The organism is Rickettsia endosymbiont of Thecocarcelia acutangulata (assembly GCF_964263195.1).
Taxonomy (GTDB): Bacteria; Pseudomonadota; Alphaproteobacteria; order Rickettsiales; family Rickettsiaceae; genus Rickettsia; species Rickettsia felis.
Map to the genome: position 1 here is coordinate 148,434 of NZ_OZ181652.1, position 18,114 is coordinate 166,547.

Below are 18,114 nucleotides of genomic sequence, written 5' to 3' on the forward strand. Positions count from 1 at the left end.
TGTTGGCATTGTTGCATGGATACCCGAACAGTCATTGCGAGGAGGCATTGTTGCGTAGACCGGTAAAACCTACTGTGTCACCTAGTTCGCTTGCTAACTAGGTCCATAAAAACAATAAAAAATACTAATAATTTTAGTATTTTTAACTGGATCCCGTGGTCAAGCCACGGGACGACAGAGGTGAAATTGATCCACGTAACAACACCTTGCGAGGAGCAAAGCGACGTGGCAATCCAAAAAAATAATTAAAAAATCGGGTCCTGCAACAAAGCCGTATGACAATAATTCACAAAATAATTTTAGAAATGTCTATAGAATTTAATATAAAAGAAAAAATTTATATCATTTTATGTGCAATAATTGAGATTTAATCTTACATTTAGTAAAATAAGATAAATATTAAATGGAGGATTAGAGATGAATCTAAATCAAAAAATAATAAAGCCAAAAATAGGATTACTAGAATTAGCTAAGAGTCTTGGTAGTATATCGTCCGCCTGTAAAGCAATGGGATACAGCAGGGACAGTTATTATAGGTTCAAAGAGCTATATGAAACTGGTGGAGAAGAGGCGTTATATGAGATCAGCAGGAAGAAGCCAATTATAGCGAATAGAGTTGAACCAGCAGTAGAGAGAGCAGTATTAGATATGGCAATAGAATACCCAGCCTTATGGTCAGATGAGAGTATCAAATAAGCTTAAAAAGACTGGTATTCTTGTATCACCTGGAGGAGTTAGATCGATTTGGCTACGTAATGATTTAAATAATATCAATAAAAGACTTAAAGCATTAGAAGCAAAGATGGCTCAAGATGGTATTGTTCTTAACGAAGCTCAGTTACAAGTATTAGAGAAACGGCGTAGCGAAAAAGAAGCCCATGGTGAGATTGATACACAGCATCCAGGTTATCTAGGATGCCAAGATACATATTATGTAGGTAATTTTAAAGGTATAGGCAAGGTATATTCTCAGGTATTTATTGATAGCTATACTAGGTCGCAGATGCTAAATTATATACTGATAAAACAGCTCTTACCGCTGCTGACATGCTTAATGATAGAGTACTGCCGTGGTATGAGAGTCAGCAAATACCAGTGCTTCGTATTCTAACTGATAGAGGTGGTGAATATAAAGGAAATATAGAACATCATGCTTTTGAATTGTTCTTAAGCATTGAGGGCATTGAACATAACACTACTAAAGCATATTCTCCTCAAACAAATGGTATGTGTGAACGTTTTAATAAAACTATGAAGCAAGAATTATTTGATATGGCTATGCGTAAAAAGATTTATACTGATCTTGATGATCTACAACTTGACCTTGATATTTGGTTAGAACATTATAATAATGAAAGACCTCATTCTGGGAAATATTGTTATGGTAAAAATCCTATGCAGACCTTCAAGGATAGTAAGAAGTTAGCTGTTGAAAAGAATAATGAAATCTTATATCTTGAATACTCATCTGACAGTCATAACTTATCAGACATTCAGATATAATTTTTATAGTGCCTGTAAGATTAAATCTTGACCTCTACAACTCAGCTCCTAAGGATATACCTTGACATAGACGGCATACTAATAATCCAATAGGGGCAATAATTCCTATTTGATTATAGGTAGGTAGTAAGCCTATTCCCATTGTTGAAAAACCCATTGTTAGCATAACCACAACAAATGTTTTTTTTTCGCCCATAAGTATCTGCTATCATTCCTATAATAGTTCCTCCAAACGGTCTGATCAAATAACCTACAGCAAAAACTATAAAAGTTTGAATCATACTGCTTATACTATCATTTACAGAGAAGAAAATATCTGATAAATATTTAGCCATCATGCTATATATAACAAAATCGTAATATTCAAGACCTGACCCTAATGAAGTAAATAAAGCTACTTTTAAAGGGATATTACTATTTACATTCTTTGCGTTTAACATTTTATTAACTCTTTATTTAATTTAGTTTTTATCAGAATTTTATTATCTCCATAAATCTCTTGAAAAAAGTAATTATTATCATTTATTAAAACGTTCTATTATTTCCTCTAACCCTCTATACACTAATAAATCCTTTAAATCAATCTCAACTCATTTATTCACACTTTTAGTTAAATTTCTATTGCATTCTTAAAACTCCTTATTATGATTCTGTCTATAGCTCATTTTTAACAAAATATTAAAATTTATAGAATTTAATAAGTATATATCTATGTTTATAAGGTTTTTTGGAACTCCGTATGAAAAGCTAATAGAAGCAATACGTGCAGAAAACGAAGCAGAAGCTCAGAAATTAATTAATCAAATGGATATGACTGAGTTAAGCAAAGTTTATAGTAAAGGGGAAACAGTATTAACTTGGGCTGCTTGAATACGAGTTTGTTGTGTAAAAAATACTGGTTGGAATAAGGCTAATATTTGACTAATTAAGGGTAGGGGATAAGACATAACACGGCTTAAGCGTAGCCTGAATCAAGGCTAATATGTACTCGTTTAAGGTTCGCAATACGTACGATACGGTGAGCCATTTCTTGACTTTCGACAAATTCGTAAATCTATCGAATGGCAAATGCAGTATAAAGTCAAGCTTTTTGCCTGTTAATTTAATTGTCGAAAACACAGTTTTTATTAGGCGTCTTTTTCCTTGGGCATTCGACAAATTAAAATCTTTATTATGCTCTGCTATCTCTAACATTACTTTGCTTTGGTGTTTTTTTCGTGATGTTTCTTTCGTCAAATAGAAAATACAGTATTTTAGAGAAAGAGGATTTATTAAATATATAATTATTACAATCAACAATTATAGTTATTGACTTATTTTAATTACTTCTCTCAGGTGATAATTAAGCTCTATCATTCATATATAAGTTAATTTAAAAGAGTTAAAATATGGAAAATAAAGAAGAAGAAATTTTAATCTCTGAATCTTATATTGATGAAGAGGAAGAAAAGAGATTAAAAGCTGAAAACGCAAGGAAAGAGCTTAAATTAATATTAATAACATTTGCTATTATTCTTACTAGTTTTTTAACTTTTACTTATTTCTTTTTAAATTATGTAGAAGAAAAAGCAGCAGAATATAAATTACAGCAGGAACAAGAAGCTAAAGCAACTAATAAAACAGAATGAAGTTGCTTAAATACAATGTAACCAAAAGTTATTAATATATTTAAAGTTAAAAAGCTATTTGTTATTGCAATTTTTTAATTTTTACTATAATTGTAATCAACTATTATTAACAAAAATAAGAAAATAACTTTTATGGAAGATTTAAGCTCTTGGAAAGAAAAGTTTGAAACTTGCGTTTACGCTAAAAAACTATTAGACAAAATTGAATATTTAAACACTAAAGTAAAAAATCCTGTTGATATAGAAGAAATTAAAAAAGGTATCTACTACGCTCGCAAATATCACGGCTTACAAATGCGTCAATCAGGTGATCCTTATTATTCTCACCTGATTGAAGTAGCAATTATGCTCGCAGAGTTTGTAGCCGAAGAAGCCCCTAAGCTTTATAATGCTATTATGCTGCAAGCCGCTTTGCTTCACGATACTATTGAGGATACAGAACTTACTGAAGAAATGATAACCGCAATTTTTGGACTGGAAGTAGCAAAGCACGTAGAGGGTTTAACTAGAATCAAACCATATGGAAAAATTAGTGCAGAGGAAAGCTTAAATCTATTAATTAATGAAAAACGACATGATACAGCTCTTATAAAATTATTTGATCGCATACATAACATTCAAACGCTAGGAGCTAAATCGTCTGAAAAGGCTAGGAAAATAATTGAAGAGACACTAAAAAAGTTTTTAATTTTAAGTATGTATTTAGGAATACCAAAAGTAAAAAATAAACTATTAGAACTATGTTTAAAAAGTTTAAAAAAATTAGAAGATAATTATGTTATTTCTAAAAGTATTTCTGACTTTTCTTTTCTAACTGCTCAAAATGCAATATCCCGAATCCATAACTTATACTTAAAGGAATCGATATAATTAATATCCCCCAATGACCAAAGTAATTTACTAGATACACAATACAAAATGAAGTAACTAGGTATGTTAAAGCCCGAGATAAAGAGTATAAAAAACTCAAATAAGTAAACCTCTTAAAAACTGGGAAATGTTTAAAGAAAATTGGTCCAGCTGGAGCATTTCCCAAAGCAACAATCACCAAAATCGACTGCAAAATTAGTAATTCTATAGGAGAACTAAGGTTATTTAGTAAAAATGAGGAAAAAGTAAGATAAATAATAAAAATATAGCTAAAAATATTTTAAGAATTTTCAAAGGATGCACTATACTACTTAAGTAAACTCTAAAAATTAAACAGCCAAAGAATTGTATTATTGATACAATAAAATTGTGAGTTATAACTTGCTCAGAAGTATAGTGGAAAAAATCTTTTAAGATATTGCTACAATATATATATATATATGCAATAAAAAATGTAACGGGCCACGTACATTGAATTAAAAAATAATATAGAGATGTTTTCCAATGAACTTTTTCTTTCCAAATTGGATCATTTTCAAGTATTTTTATATCCATATTGGCTTTATTAAAACTATTCTTAACTTGTTGTTTAGCATCTATAAAATCACGAGTTTCACGTAAACGAGTCCTAGCATAACTTCCTGTTATAGCAATGAATGTCCCTATAAAAAAAGCTATACGCCAGTTAAAACCGAAATGAGTAATTATCGATGCTAGACCTAGAGCTGCAGTCCCTCCAAGAATAGAAAAAGAGGTAATTAATGATACAACGGGATATTGTTTAGGAGGATTTATTGTTTCGGTAAGATAAAGTTCTGCACCAATTATTTCTCCTAGAGATGACATACCTTGAATGACACGGCACACGGTAACTATCCAAGTAGCTGCAATTCCTATTTGAGCATAAGTAGGTAATCCAGCCATAATAGCACAAGAACAAGCCATTAAAATAGTAGTTATAATCACTGTGGGTTTTCGTCCATATTTATCGCCTATCCATCCAAAAAGTAAGGCACCAAAGGGTCTAAAAACAAATGTAGAACAAAAAGCAGCAGCTGAGTATATAGTGGTAGTCTGAGTATCGGCTTTTGGAAAAAATAGCTCATTAAGAAGCACTTCCATATGTACGTAAATCATTAAATCAAAATATTCAAGAAAAGTACCTATAGATAAAATACCCACAGCTTGTTTTTGTTCTCTATTTAAGCTTCTTTGTTCTTTTGCATATCCTAGCATCGTTTCTTTATAAAAAATTAAATTGTAAAGAAATCTATACTGTTTTATATAAAAGTCAATAGGAATTTTCGCTTTATACGATAAATAAAGAAATGAAGTGCAACTTGTTATTAATTTATATTATCAATTTTATAAATATAATTGAACTAGTTTAAAGTGGTATGCCCGTGTACCTGAGCATTCATCACAAGCCCAAAGCCTATTAGCATGGATGCGATCATTGTTCCGCCGTAAGAAATAAACGGTAAAGGTACACCTACTACGGGAAGCAAGCCCATAACCATAGCTATATTAATAAATACGTGACTGAATAAAATCGAAGTAATACCTATTACCATTAATTTACTAAAAATTTCTCGGCAATTTGCGGCAATTAATAAAGAAATAGTTATAAGTGCAAAATATAATATTAGTAAAAACATTCCTCCTATAAAGCCGAACTCTTCGGCAAAGGTAGCAAAGATAAAGTCTGTTTGATGTTCGGGAAGAAAATCTAAATGGCTTTGGCTACCTTGATTTAAACCGCGTCCAAATAGGCTACCTGAACCTATAGCGATTTTAGACTGAATAATATTATAGCTAGCACCAAGCGGATCATGTTCGGGATCTAAAAAAACCATTACCCGTTTTTTTTGATAATCATACATCATATTCCAAGCAATAGGCAGACTAATAAGAGCAGCAAGACCTAATATTATAAAATATTTTATTCTAAAACCCGTTGCAAAAAATATAATTGCCGAAACAATTAAAACAATCATTCCCGTACCTAAATCCGGTTCTCTAATTATTAGAAAAGCCGGTATTAAAACTCCTATAATCGGTATGATAACTTTATGGAATTTTGTTAGATCATCAATTGTGAGTAGATGGAAATACCTCGCAAGCATTAGTACAACGGCAATTTTTATCGGTTCGGAAGGCTGAAGCTTAACTATACCGATATCAATCCATCTTTTACCGCCCATGGCAGTTGAACCGAAAAGCTCCACGGCAACTAGTAAAGCGAGTACGCAAAAATAGAAAATATATGATAATCTGAAGATTATACGCAAATCAATCAATGCAACAACAATAGCTAACGGCAAGAATATACAAAAATTTATAATTTGTTTGTAAGCCCAAGGCTGCAAATTGCTATTTGCTGCAGAATAAAGCACAATAAAACCAATACAGCAAATTAAGCTAATTAGTAAAATTAAAGTAATCGGTAATTTTTGTAATTGTTCTAGGTAATTTTTATGCATGTGGTTTTTTATATTTATTCTGTCATACCGTGGAGGAGGACGGCATTGTTTGTGTGGATAACTAATCGTCATTGCGAGCAGCCGTAGGCTGCGTGGCAATCTCATGAAATAATAATAAATTCCTGAGATTGCTTCGTCAATTGCTATGCAATTTCCTCGCAATGACGTTTATTTATCCAAAATCTTTAAACCCCTACATCAAATACCTTAAAAATAAATACTAATTCGTCGACCGTCTCCTTCAAATAATCAAAGCGACCGGCAGAACCCTTATGTCCCGTATCCATATTCGTTTTTAATAATAAGGGATTATTGTCTGTTTTTAGTTCTCGTAATTTTGCTACCCATTTAGCAGGTTCCCAGTAACCTACACGTGGGTCGGATATACCGCAAGTAATGAATAGAGCAGGGTAGTTTTGTGCTTTTACGTTATCATAAGGGGAATATGATTTAATATATTCAAAATATTCTTTCTCTTTCGGATTACCCCATTCATTATATTCCAAGAGAGTTAGCGGTAAGCTTTCATCAAGCATGGTATTAAGTACGTCTACAAATGGTACATGAGCAACGGCTAATTTATAGAGTTCAGGTTTTTCGTTGAGGACATAACCTATTAACATACCGCCGGCACTACCGCCCATTATTACTATATTGTTGTTACTTGTATATTGCTCATTAATTAAAGCTTTACTACAAGCTATGAAGTCTTCAAAGGTTCTTTTTTTGGTTAAAAATTTTGCTGCTTCATACCAGCCATGACCTAGATCATCGCCACCTCTAATATGAGCAACTGCGTAAATAAAACCACGATCAGCAAGTGTCACTGCCGTATTTCTAAAATTGACAGGCATGCTAATCCCGTAAGCTCCGTATCCCATTAGATATAAAGGATTTGAGCCATCTTTTTAAATAAAGATTTTTTGTAGAATAAAGTAATAGGTACTTTTACGTCGCCATTATCTGCAAATATTCTCTCTACTTTATACTCTTCAGGATTAAAGCCTGATGGTATTTCTTGGGTCTCTTTAATATCGTTAATTTATCACTATCAAAATCGTAGTTATAAGTGGTATTTGGTCTTGCTAGAGAAGAGTAATTTACTCTGATATCGTCTTCCTCAAAGTTTGTAGAAAAGCTACTTGCTTGGAAACTTTCGTCAGGAAAATGAATTGCTTTTTCTTGTAAATCTTTAAATCGCTTTATTTTAATTAGCGGTAAACCTTGGTCACGATAATTTAAGATTAAATAATTATTTGTAACTTCAAAGCTTTTTAAATATTTGTCTTGTTCTTCCTTAATATAAATATCATCCCAATTAGCATTTTCAAAATTATTTACCGGTAGCTTTACAATATGGAAATTTTTAGCTTTATAATTAGTTTTAATATAAAAATAATCGCCATTATGTTCTACATCATAGAATATTTTATTTTCTGCAGCTCGTACTAATTTAGGAGTAAAATTATCATCCTGCATAGAAATCACGTAAATTTCATTTTCATTATAATCGCCTGAATTTATAAAAATATATTCGTTACTTGCAGATTTCTCACAGCTGATAAAATGAAGAGGGTTTTTTACCTCGAATATTAATTTGTCCTGAGTAATATCTTCACCTAGAGCGTGAAACATTACCTTATCCCAGCGTTGATTCTCATTAATAGTAATATAGAAAAAGCCGTTTAATTTTTCATGCCAAATCACAGTAGGAGCTATATCCGTTACATTATCAGGTAAGTATTTTTGCTCTTTAAGATTGTATATTTTGATATTATATTGCTCATTACCTGTAAAATTAACTCTATAAGCCATTAAATTTTGATTAGGTGACATTGCGACTTTGGCAACATCGGTAAAACCGCCGTTTGGAGTAAGAAGGTTAACATCTAATATTATTTCTTCACGTGCTTCCATACTATTATACTTTCTATAATATATCGGATAATTTTTATCGCTTTCTACTCTATGGTAATAGTAGTAGTCTTTTTTCTTAACATAAACTGACTCATCGTCTAATTTGATTCGTCCTTTTAATTCTTCAAAAATCTTTTCCTTATCCTTTTGCAGATCGGCAAAGAAATTTTCGGTATATTTATTCTCGGCCTTTAAGTAATCTAAAATTTTAGAGTCTTCTACATTTGGCCATTTAGGATCACGCAGCCATTGATAATCATCGTTTATTGTTTGCCCTTGGGCTTCAAAGCTGTAATTTTGTTTATTTGCAATTGGTGGTTTCATGTTGTTATTCCTAAAACCGTCATTGCGAGGAAAATTACGAAGTAATTGACGAAGCAATCCAGTAAAAAATTTCTGATTTACAGAATTTTTTTATTATTTTTCTGGATTGCCGTGCGAACTAAAGTTCGCTTGCAATGACGTTGAGTTACTGTAATGTTAAAATCAAAATAATTAATAGAAATAATACAATAAATATAGCAGTTTGCTGATTATGCCAAGCAGATATTTTATCTAAAATATTATCCCAAATAACCTTAAAATTAAGATATTCTTCTGTATCTTCGGTATTGTCTGTCGTTTCTTTATATTTATCGATACTGAAATATATAAATTTTTCAATATATTGGTATAGGTCAAGGTTTATGTTTTCTGTCGAAATGCGTGGTATTTTTCTAAATATTAAAGTCAATGATACTGAGATTGTAAGGATAACTAGCTTAAAATTAGCAGTATGTGATATTTGAATAGGGTAGAATAAACACACGCATAAAGTTATGATACAGAAAGAGAAGTAAAATACTTTTGTCATACCGTGGCTTGACCACGGTATCCATAAATATTTATTATCATTGCTTATTTTTTTACTGGATACCGTGGACAAGCCACAGTATGACACGTGCAAACTCTCCATCAACAATCCAAATAATACGGTACAAGTTGCTATCTTGGAAAATATAATAATATTATTTGCATCTAAAAGATTGGCAATTCCGTCTTTGATATAAGAAGAATTAATAGGCAGTATAGATGTATATATTAATATGCTAACTACAAACATGCCTAATAGAATAAGATTAACTTGAGTATTTTGAAGATCTTGGTAATTTTTAATACTGTATTCATCTTCTATATAGGTAAAATATAAAGCAAATAACCCATTATATAGTATATGTATGAATATAAAGCTTGTAATAAGATAAGCTATGTTTGGAGAATTTATACTAATAGCCGCTAATATAAAGCCAAGCTGTGATACGGTAAGATAACATATTAATTGTTTAAGGTTTTTCTCAATTAGAGAAAATACTAACCCGTAAATAATCATTGATATTCCAAAAAACTTAAGTATCTCAAGATCGCTAAATAATTTTAAAATGATAATTAAAGTAACTTTAGTAGTAAAACTTATTAAATATACAATACCGCTACCTGAAGCTGCAGGATAGCAATTAACCACCCAGCCGTTTACAAAAATAGCCGAGGCATTAATCAAACAACCTGCAAGTATGAATATTGCCGGTAACTCAAAATTATACACTGATTCCGTTAAAGAAATAAAAGCTGTATTACCTGTTGCTTGGATTAGAAGAGTCATGCCAATTAAAATTAGCCCGCTGCTGAATAAATGAGTGAGGAAATATTGACGTGCCGGTTTTATTTTTAATTGGTCACAAAAAATAATTATACAGGCAAAAACCGTCATGAATTCAAGCGAGATTATCATGGAAATAAAATCAGCTGCAAATACGCATATAATAGAGGATAAACAGTATAAACTACCTATTAGCGTCTCTAATTTTCTATTTTGGGAAATTGTATAAAGACTTAAGATAGCAGTAACAATTAGAAATGCGAGAGCTATTAGCTGATTTTGCAGATTAAAATCAAACATAAGCTCGAAATTAGTAAGCGGAAATGTAAATTTGCTATTTTGAATAAACATTTTAATCTTTAGAAGAAGCTGTTAAAACCTCTAGTCCTTGAATCCTTTTAAAGTCTTTCACATTTAGAGTTAATAGAGAATAACCATGCGTTATTGCCGTTGCTGCAATTAGCATGTCATGGGTTCCTATAGTGATATTTGCTTTATATAAATAATGAATAATGTGAGAGTATGTATAGGCTTCTTCTATTCCGAACGGTAGTATAGTAAATAAGCTTTTTACATATTCTATAAAAGCCAAACATTTTATACGTTTATTTTCGTTATTAACTCTATCCATTCCTACTAATAATTCGGTTAATGTAACTGAAGCAATACAATTTAATTCAGAATGCAGTAACTCATCTAAGATTAGTTTTTTCTTTTCTGCAGCTATAAGTATTGATGTATCAATAATTAATCCCATTTTTCAACCAATTTTTTAATATCTTGTTTTGTACTGTTTCTTACTTCTTGAACAATTTTTATATAGTCATCTACATCCCCAGGATCTAATATAGGAGCATGCTCAAGAAATTCTTTTAAAGTTTTTGTAGGCTTAATAGTTGTATTTGCAGGTGAAACTCTTGCTACGATATGGTTACCTTTTTGTACGTCAAAACTTTCGCCTTTATAGTAAACTCTATTCATAATGTCCGAAAAAGAACGTACAAACTCTGTTGCTTTAATAATTTGTGCCATATTTATCCTCAAAAATAATTGCATATTGTATGATTATATGTAAATACATAAATTATGTAAATACATATTTATGTAATATAAGCTAAAAATTCTCTGATTAAGATTTGGATAAAGTAAAATAATGTTATAGCTAAAGCACAAATTATTATACTAATTTGCATAGAGTAGGGGAGTGGTTTTGTTACACTAGATTCTACCAAAGAAGGTTTATAAATAGAGCTTAATATTTTGAGAAGGTAAAGGTTTGAGAATATACTACTAGCTATTACGACAATCATAACGATAATTTGATTCTGTTCGCTTGCGGCAAGTAATATTGAGAATTTGCTAATAAATCCGCTAAAGATGGGTATACCGATTAATGATAATGAAGAGATAGATATAATAAGAGAAATTAAAGGAAACTCTTTAGATGTTCCATGCAAATCCTGTACTTGGTCAGCTTTCTTTAAACTGTAAATACTTCCCATACTGTAAAATAAGCAGATTTTTGTAAAAGAATGCGAAACTAAATGGAGTATTGCAGCTCCAAGTGCTTTAGGTGTTAACATGAAAGCACTAAGTAAGGCGATGCTTAATTGGTTCATAGTGGAGTAGGCGAGTATTTTTTTGATATTATCCGTGCCTAGTGCTTTGAATGAGCTATAAAATATACTCACTATCGGTATAAAAATTAACCAGTTAAGCTCGGCAAATATCATTTGTAAATACGATAAACCGAATATATATAATAGGATTTTGTAAATACAAAATAATCCTGTTTTAACTACTATTACAGCATGCAGTAAGCTACTAACGGGGTAATGTGCAACCATTGCGGCAGGAAGCCATGAATGCACCGGAAAAATTGCAGTTTTAGCAATTCCAAAAATAAACATTAATAATAAGATAATGGATTGGCTTTGAGAAAAATAATTTTCTACTAGGCTGCCGCTTGCAAAATCTCCGTTACCGGTTTTAGCATAAATAATTATCACTGCCGGTAAAAATAATATTGTGGCAGAAATCATCAGAATTTTTAGATATTTATATAACCCACTAAGTACTATATTATTTTTGGTATGTCCTATTAAAAAAGCTGTAGAAATAGTTAGAAGCTCATAACAAATGAACATAGTGAATAAATTGCTAGATAATGCAATTAAAACTCCAATTAGAATAGTTAAGTTAAAGAAAAATAAGAATCTAGAAGAGTGTTCTATATTATTAATAGCAAGATATTTAGGAGTGTAAAGTAAAGCACAAATCCATAAAAAGCCTATTAAGCTCAAGAATATAAGCCCTAAAGGTTCAAGATGGAATCCTATAGAGTAATTACCGAATATATTAAATTCAAATCCTGCTCTAATACCTTTTAAAAACAACCAATCTATAATTGAAATATTACCGAAGAAAAAAATAGCGATAGTAATAAGCAAAAAATTACGTATAAAACTATCTTTTTTAGTGGCATACGGACTAGTTAAGTTTAATGCACCAACTAGCAAAGTTGATAGAATCAAAAGACTCGGAGTAGTAAATTGTGTAATCATGTTTTCCTTTCCCTTGTCACTCCGTGGCTTGACCTATATACCAGACAGTTTTGAAAAGCCCCGTCATTGCGAGCCAGCATTTATGCTGGCGTGGCAATCTCAGGAGTTTTTTATATTATCTTATGAGATTGCCGCGTCGTTGCTAACGCAACTTCTCGCAATGACTAGGGATTTTCATAATGTCAAAGGTTAATCAATTCTTCCAAAAAGTAACTTTCACCATTTTATAATGATAAAATAGTGATCCTACGGAGCTTAGTAAGATTATAACAAAATCTAATAATAGTTTTTGTCTAAATAATAATTCGAGAATATTTATTTTGATAAAAAATAATGGGCTGATAGGTAAGCCGCAGCTGCAAATAATAATAATTATAGTTAAAACTTTGTTAGAATTCTTTTTATAGCTTTCATTATAAGCATCTATCAAGAAAAGAGCTATTTTATTTATACTGTCCGCAAGTAATAAGCTCGGTAAAATTATTATACCGCCCTTTGTAACGTATAATAGGAATACATAGCCTATTTGAGTAAAGCACGAATAAATGATAATATTCTTGAAGTCTTCTGCTCGGTAAGCAAAATACGGAGCTATAATAAGAGTAGCTAAAGCTATAGGTCTTATAAAATTTGTAATAGAAATTTTAATCGTCTCATAGCCTATAATAATATAAGTAAATTTGTATATTATATATATTCCTACTATAGTAGAAATCCCTGCTAAATATACTAAAATAACCGAAGCCGTGTTATTATAAGCTCTCATCATCCAAAAGTGCATAGGGAAAAAAGCAGTTTTTAAAATAGCTCCTGTTAAGAAAAAACCGATAGCTATAGTGATTATACGGGAATTAGTATGTTCCTGTAAATAAGATGCAACATCATACATATTTAAGCTACCCGTAATGCTTAGCAAAAATCCTATGGCTATAAGAATAAGAGTTGCACCAATACTACCCATTATCAAATAGTCAAAAGCTCCGATTAAAGATTTTGGGTTATTACCTGAGGCTATCAAGACATAGCTACTAAGTGCCGAAATTTCTATAAATACATATAGATTAAAGAAATCATTAGTGGCAATCATTCCTAAATAGCCCGTATGAGCGAATAATAATATACCGTAAAATAAAGATTTTCTATTATTGTTGATATATTTTAAGATTGTTCGATTAGTAATCTTATGACAAAAAACTAAAAAGAATAATAAAACCAAGTTAAGATAAATAATAATAGCTTGGTTTAGTGAATTTAGCCGATATTCTATTCCTATTTCTGAAGTCCATCCTCCCATGGTGTAAGATAGCTCCGTATTTTGTATAATGCTATATCCATAAACACTGACCAAAAGGCTAGATAAAATGCAAATCGTAGTAATTACTCGTGCAAAGGTAATAAAGCGAAAAGATATTATTGAGAGTAAAGCCCCGAATAAAGGCAATAATATTTGTATGATAGGGAAATGGTTAGCTAGGATCATTTATACTCGTTGAACTTGAAAAATTGGCTACGTCGTCTTTGTAAGACCTCGGATGCTCACGTATTTAGTATACGCTCCGCTCCTCGGCTTACAGCCTCCTTGCTCTTTTCCAAGTTGAACTTCGTATAACAACTCTTCATTTCACAGGAGTATATTTATCAAAATTAATTTCATTTTCTGATATTGTACCAAAATGTTTATAAATTTGATATATTAAACTTAAAGCTACGCTAAGAGTAGCAAACCCAACTACTATAGCAGTGAGCATTAATATATGAGGCAAAGGGCTTGTGTAAGTAGTTAGCCCATCTTGTAAAATAGGTACACCGCCTGTTTTAATTTTTCCAATACTTAAATTAAATATTAATACCGAACTTTGAAATATTCCAAGCCCGATAATTTTATGAATATAATTACGGCTTGTAAGCATTATAAATAAGCCGCTAGTTAGTAAAATCAAAGTAAGAAAGTATATTAAATGTGACATTACATTGTCATACCGTGGCCCTGCCACGGTATCTAAAAAAATTTTAAAAAAGACTGGATCCCGTGGTCAAGCCACGGGATGACAGAGGTAAACTGAACCACGCAACAATACCTCCTCGCAATGACGTTGGTAGACATTAATACGCTTTGAAAGACTGATTAAATACGCATGTGACTTTTTTACCCTTACGTATAGCGAGCTTAGGAAAAACCTGTTCAAGGATCACCATATTAGGATTATCTTGAGCAAGGCGATAATTTACTAAAGATTCTCGAAGTGAATCATCTACAGCAAAAATACCGGAAATTTCAGCGTTTTTATCTCTAAATTGTAGATAAGTAAATTCGCCATCGTCAAAAATTTTAATAGGAGCTATTTCTTCGCTGCCGCTAATATAATAATTAAAGTTATATTTTTCAGGATGAGTAAGATCGGGACTGGCTAGGGAAGCAGAAAAAGTTTGCATATGACTGCTCATATTGTCATTTTCGTCATCCGGGTAAAGAAACTTTACGTTAAAGACCATTTCAGGATCACGCATATCAAGAGTTTCGGCGGCATATAGTTCAAAGAAATAAGTCCGTTTATTAGTAATTAAAGTCATATTAGTAGTAGCATCCGGTTCCATTGGTTTAATAAAAATCCTATGACCGGCAGGTACTATTTGCCATGAAGTAGTATCTCCCATAGAAATACTGACTATTTCCTCGTCTCTTGCTAGTTCTATACTTGCTTGATAGCCGTAATATCCTGTGAATTTGAAAACATCGTCAGGGTTATAAGTCATAACTCTTAGACGCGGGTCTCGACCTAGAGGTCGTGATATAGTAAGAGCAAATACATCTAATGTAAGTATTATAAAAGTACAAAATATTATTAGTTGCTTCATATTATTTCTGATTTTTATTCCTTAATAACTTTAGCTTGTAACTAGTAACGGTAAAATTGAAGGGCATATCAGGTGATGTACTTGTGCTGATAGAATCCATTATAAATCCGATTCTTGCTTCCCATACCATATTTTCTAAAATTTCACCCGTACTATTTTGTGCCAATGATTCAAAAGTAACAACTGCCTCGTTATCGTTTATATTGTTAATTGATAATATATTAATTGAGCGTCTATATAGTTTTTGATATCTTATGACCGGTGATAATGAGTTATCAATATTCATAAAATTAGCAAATTGCATATAAACAATACTCGTAGAAGCATTTTTGATAAAGGTAAATTGTTCTTTTAATATATCGTAATTATATTTTTCCCGTTGTTTTACATAATTCTGAAGAATAATATTTGCAACAGAGATATAAGGATTAGCGAGTGACGAATGTTTAGTATTAGTAACGGTAGCTTGTTTTTCGGCATCATCTTTTATTAAATAACTTACTTTTTTGTTTATTGGTAGCAATATGTTGATATTTATACAATTTAAGGTTAATAATAAGGTAAAAATCGTGCATATTAAAAGCAGAAGACTTCTATGACTTAACGGTAAGATATACTTAAAATTATACCATTTTCTTGCATCAATAAAATATTCGCCGGATTTTATATATTCTTGTATTGCGTTGGTTAATGGGTCCATAATTACTAGATTAATATCTAATTTTATTCTGTTTTAACTCTATCATAATTATTATAATATGATTATGATTTGTTAATTTAATGTTATTTAAGCTATAAAATAAGTTTATATTGTTGCTACAATACCAAATATTGTATAACTTTAAAATTAAAATTATACAATAACAATTATTGATGGTAGTTATTATGTTGTATTCGTCCCACTTGAAAAATTGGCAACAATATATTTATAAATCCGCAGGTAGCCACGTATTAAGTGTACGCTCTGCTCTCAAGTTGAACTTCGTATAACTACTCTTTATTTACTTCAGAGTATAATAGTTTACAATCTTTTTAATATTTATAAATAGATTTTTTCAAAAAATGCTTGTGAACTATTGTATAGTAAGGTAATTTTAAAATAGTAACAAGATAATTTAATAATGTATAATTAGAATGTTAAAATCATTAAAGTTTCTATTAGTATTAATTATGCTTGCTCAATTGTTGTCATGTACCCCTTCAGTTCCTTATGAAATTAAAAGCCCGTGCGTTTCTGCTGATATAGATGATGAATCGAGTTTAAGCGTAAATCCTTGTATAAGAAGACCGGTTAATTCAGTAAATATAGCATAAAAGTAATAGTTTTACACAATAACAATGTAATAATAAAAATACCTTTGATATGAATAATATATTTGGCTTCTTTAAATCAAGTAACAACTCGAAAAGCGGTTCAGGAGATACACAAAATCAAGAAAGTATTAAATCGGCTAATCCTTTAAAAATTACTCAGAATTGGTATGAAGAGCGATCTGATAAGTTAATTGTTCAACGTAACTTACTTATCATATTAATAATACTACTAACCATTTTTATGGTTATATCAACTTTAGTAATAGCATTTGTAGTAAAATCCAAACAGTTTGATCCTTTTGTTATTCAGCTTAATAGTAATACCGGACGTGCCTCAGTGGTAGAACCTATTTCATCCCCGGTGTTAACGGCGGATGAGTCTCTTACAAGGTATTTTATAAAGAAATACATAACGGCACGGGAAACATATAATCCAGTTGATTTTGCAACTATAGCTTGTACAACAATAAGATTATTTTCAACAAGCGGTGTTTATTATAATTATCTTGGCTATATAAGAAATAAAGATTTTGATCCTACGATAAAATATAAAGAAGATAATACTACATTTTTAGTAATAAAATCATGGTCAAAAATCGCAGCAGATAAATATATAGTTAGATTTTCCGTAAATGAAACATCAGGAAGCCAATTAGTTTATAATAAAATAGCGGTAGTAAGTTATGCTTATGTGCCTATGCAATTAACAGATTCAGAACTTGACATAAATCCGGTAGGGTTTCAAGTTAACGGATATAGGGTAGACGATGACAATAGTTAGATTTTATTTTTTAGTTTTTATATTATTAAGTGGTTTTACAGTACAAAGAGAATGTCCACTTGTAGATGATCTATGTAATAATAGTAGTAATAATTATGTAGATGATTTATCTATAACTAAAGATAATAGGATAAAAACTTATATATATAATCCAAATGAAGTTTATTTATTAGTTTTGCATTTTGGCTTTCAATCGCATATAGAATTTGCCAAAAATGAAGAAATCCAAAATATAATTCTCGGGGATGCTTATGCTTGGAAAATAACTCCTTTGGCAAATAGATTATTTATTAAGCCTCTTGAAAAAGATATCCGTACAAATATGACTATTATAACTAATAAAAGAACTTATGAATTTGATATCGCTTCTACGGAACTTATGATGGGTAATGAAAGGGATTTAGTATATGTAATTAAATTTTACTATCCTAAGAAAAATAGTAATTACATGGCAAGGTTTTAGTAGGTAGATACGTCATTGTGAGCAGCCGTAGGCTGTGTGGCAATCTCATGAAATAACACAAACTCCTGAGATTGCTTCGTCAATTACTTTGTAATTTTC

16 protein-coding genes and 3 pseudogenes are annotated in these 18,114 nt (G+C 30.9%); 7 read left to right on the forward strand and 12 right to left on the reverse strand.

Features of this window, described 5'->3' with window-relative positions; genetic code table 11:
- Positions 1-417 precede the first annotated feature (417 nt).
- Positions 418-1,503 (forward strand): annotated as a pseudogene (locus ACE38Q_RS00810) (IS481 family transposase).
- A gap of 113 nt (positions 1,504-1,616) precedes the next feature.
- Here the strand turns inward: ACE38Q_RS00810 and ACE38Q_RS00815 are convergent.
- A complete protein-coding gene (locus ACE38Q_RS00815) occupies positions 1,617-1,943 on the reverse strand; it encodes an MFS transporter (RefSeq protein WP_500189712.1) in 327 nt (108 codons plus the stop codon).
- A gap of 271 nt (positions 1,944-2,214) precedes the next feature.
- Between ACE38Q_RS00815 and ACE38Q_RS00820 the strand changes: the two genes are divergently transcribed.
- The 3 genes from ACE38Q_RS00820 (at position 2,215) to ACE38Q_RS00830 (ending at position 4,001) form a co-directional block, all read left to right on the forward strand.
- Positions 2,215-2,373 (forward strand): hypothetical protein, encoded by a 159-nt coding sequence (locus ACE38Q_RS00820; RefSeq protein WP_500189713.1) that lies wholly within the window; start codon positions 2,215-2,217, stop codon positions 2,371-2,373.
- Between the two features lie 518 nt (positions 2,374-2,891).
- Positions 2,892-3,131 (forward strand): RP671a family tick cell line-upregulated protein, encoded by a 240-nt coding sequence (locus tag ACE38Q_RS00825; protein ID WP_039594906.1) that lies wholly within the window; start codon positions 2,892-2,894, stop codon positions 3,129-3,131.
- A 132-nt stretch (positions 3,132-3,263) separates the two neighbouring features.
- Positions 3,264-4,001, forward strand: coding sequence for an HD domain-containing protein (locus ACE38Q_RS00830; RefSeq protein WP_500189714.1), 738 nt, complete (start codon positions 3,264-3,266; stop codon positions 3,999-4,001).
- Here the strand turns inward: ACE38Q_RS00830 and ACE38Q_RS00835 are convergent.
- The 11 genes and pseudogenes from ACE38Q_RS00835 to ACE38Q_RS00885 form a co-directional block, all read right to left on the reverse strand.
- A pseudogene (locus ACE38Q_RS00835) lies at positions 3,916-5,237 on the reverse strand (MFS transporter). The gene ACE38Q_RS00830 and the pseudogene ACE38Q_RS00835 overlap by 86 nt on opposite strands.
- Before the next feature lie 146 nt (positions 5,238-5,383).
- Positions 5,384-6,484 carry a rod shape-determining protein RodA gene (gene rodA, locus ACE38Q_RS00840; protein WP_500189715.1) on the reverse strand — a complete coding sequence of 367 codons (1,101 nt, stop codon included), beginning with the start codon at positions 6,482-6,484 and terminating at the stop codon, positions 5,384-5,386.
- Between the two features lie 185 nt (positions 6,485-6,669).
- Positions 6,670-8,725, reverse strand: a pseudogene (locus tag ACE38Q_RS00845) (S9 family peptidase).
- Between the two features lie 145 nt (positions 8,726-8,870).
- Positions 8,871-10,388, reverse strand: a complete 1,518-nt coding sequence (locus tag ACE38Q_RS00850) for a proton-conducting transporter transmembrane domain-containing protein (protein WP_500189716.1) — start codon at positions 10,386-10,388, stop codon at positions 8,871-8,873.
- Between the two features lies 1 nt (position 10,389).
- On the reverse strand, positions 10,390-10,794 hold the full coding sequence (locus tag ACE38Q_RS00855; protein WP_500189717.1) for a PIN domain-containing protein: 405 nt from the start codon (positions 10,792-10,794) through the stop codon (positions 10,390-10,392).
- On the reverse strand, positions 10,785-11,069 hold the full coding sequence (locus tag ACE38Q_RS00860) for an antitoxin (RefSeq protein WP_500189718.1): 285 nt from the start codon (positions 11,067-11,069) through the stop codon (positions 10,785-10,787). The genes ACE38Q_RS00855 and ACE38Q_RS00860 overlap by 10 nt, the downstream gene beginning before the upstream one ends.
- 68 nt (positions 11,070-11,137) lie before the next feature.
- Positions 11,138-12,601, reverse strand: coding sequence for a proton-conducting transporter transmembrane domain-containing protein (locus tag ACE38Q_RS00865; RefSeq protein ID WP_500189719.1), 1,464 nt, complete (start codon positions 12,599-12,601; stop codon positions 11,138-11,140).
- Positions 12,602-12,794: 193 nt separating this feature from the next.
- Entirely contained in the window at positions 12,795-14,042 is a 1,248-nt protein-coding gene (locus ACE38Q_RS00870) for a proton-conducting transporter transmembrane domain-containing protein (protein ID WP_500189720.1), read from the reverse strand.
- A 175-nt stretch (positions 14,043-14,217) separates the two neighbouring features.
- The gene (locus ACE38Q_RS00875; RefSeq protein ID WP_500189721.1) at positions 14,218-14,568 is read right to left on the reverse strand and encodes a Na+/H+ antiporter subunit C; all 351 of its coding nucleotides are present in this window, start codon (positions 14,566-14,568) and stop codon (positions 14,218-14,220) included.
- Positions 14,569-14,704: 136 nt separating this feature from the next.
- Complete coding sequence (gene virB9 / locus ACE38Q_RS00880; RefSeq protein ID WP_500189722.1) at positions 14,705-15,457, reverse strand: P-type conjugative transfer protein VirB9; 753 nt, start codon at positions 15,455-15,457, stop codon at positions 14,705-14,707.
- A gap of 1 nt (position 15,458) precedes the next feature.
- Entirely contained in the window at positions 15,459-16,157 is a 699-nt protein-coding gene (locus ACE38Q_RS00885; RefSeq protein WP_500189723.1) for a VirB8 family type IV secretion system protein, read from the reverse strand.
- 434 nt (positions 16,158-16,591) lie between these two features.
- Between ACE38Q_RS00885 and ACE38Q_RS00890 the strand changes: the two genes are divergently transcribed.
- Genes ACE38Q_RS00890 through ACE38Q_RS00900 form a run of 3 tightly spaced genes read left to right on the forward strand, consistent with a single transcriptional unit; the run spans position 16,592 to position 18,015 of the window.
- On the forward strand, positions 16,592-16,771 hold the full coding sequence (locus ACE38Q_RS00890) for a DUF2706 domain-containing protein (RefSeq protein WP_500189724.1): 180 nt from the start codon (positions 16,592-16,594) through the stop codon (positions 16,769-16,771).
- Positions 16,772-16,820: 49 nt separating this feature from the next.
- Complete coding sequence (locus ACE38Q_RS00895; protein ID WP_500189725.1) at positions 16,821-17,552, forward strand: VirB8 family type IV secretion system protein; 732 nt, start codon at positions 16,821-16,823, stop codon at positions 17,550-17,552.
- Positions 17,539-18,015, forward strand: a complete 477-nt coding sequence (locus ACE38Q_RS00900) for a TrbG/VirB9 family P-type conjugative transfer protein (protein ID WP_500189726.1) — start codon at positions 17,539-17,541, stop codon at positions 18,013-18,015. The genes ACE38Q_RS00895 and ACE38Q_RS00900 overlap by 14 nt, the downstream gene beginning before the upstream one ends.
- Positions 18,016-18,114 lie beyond the last annotated feature (99 nt).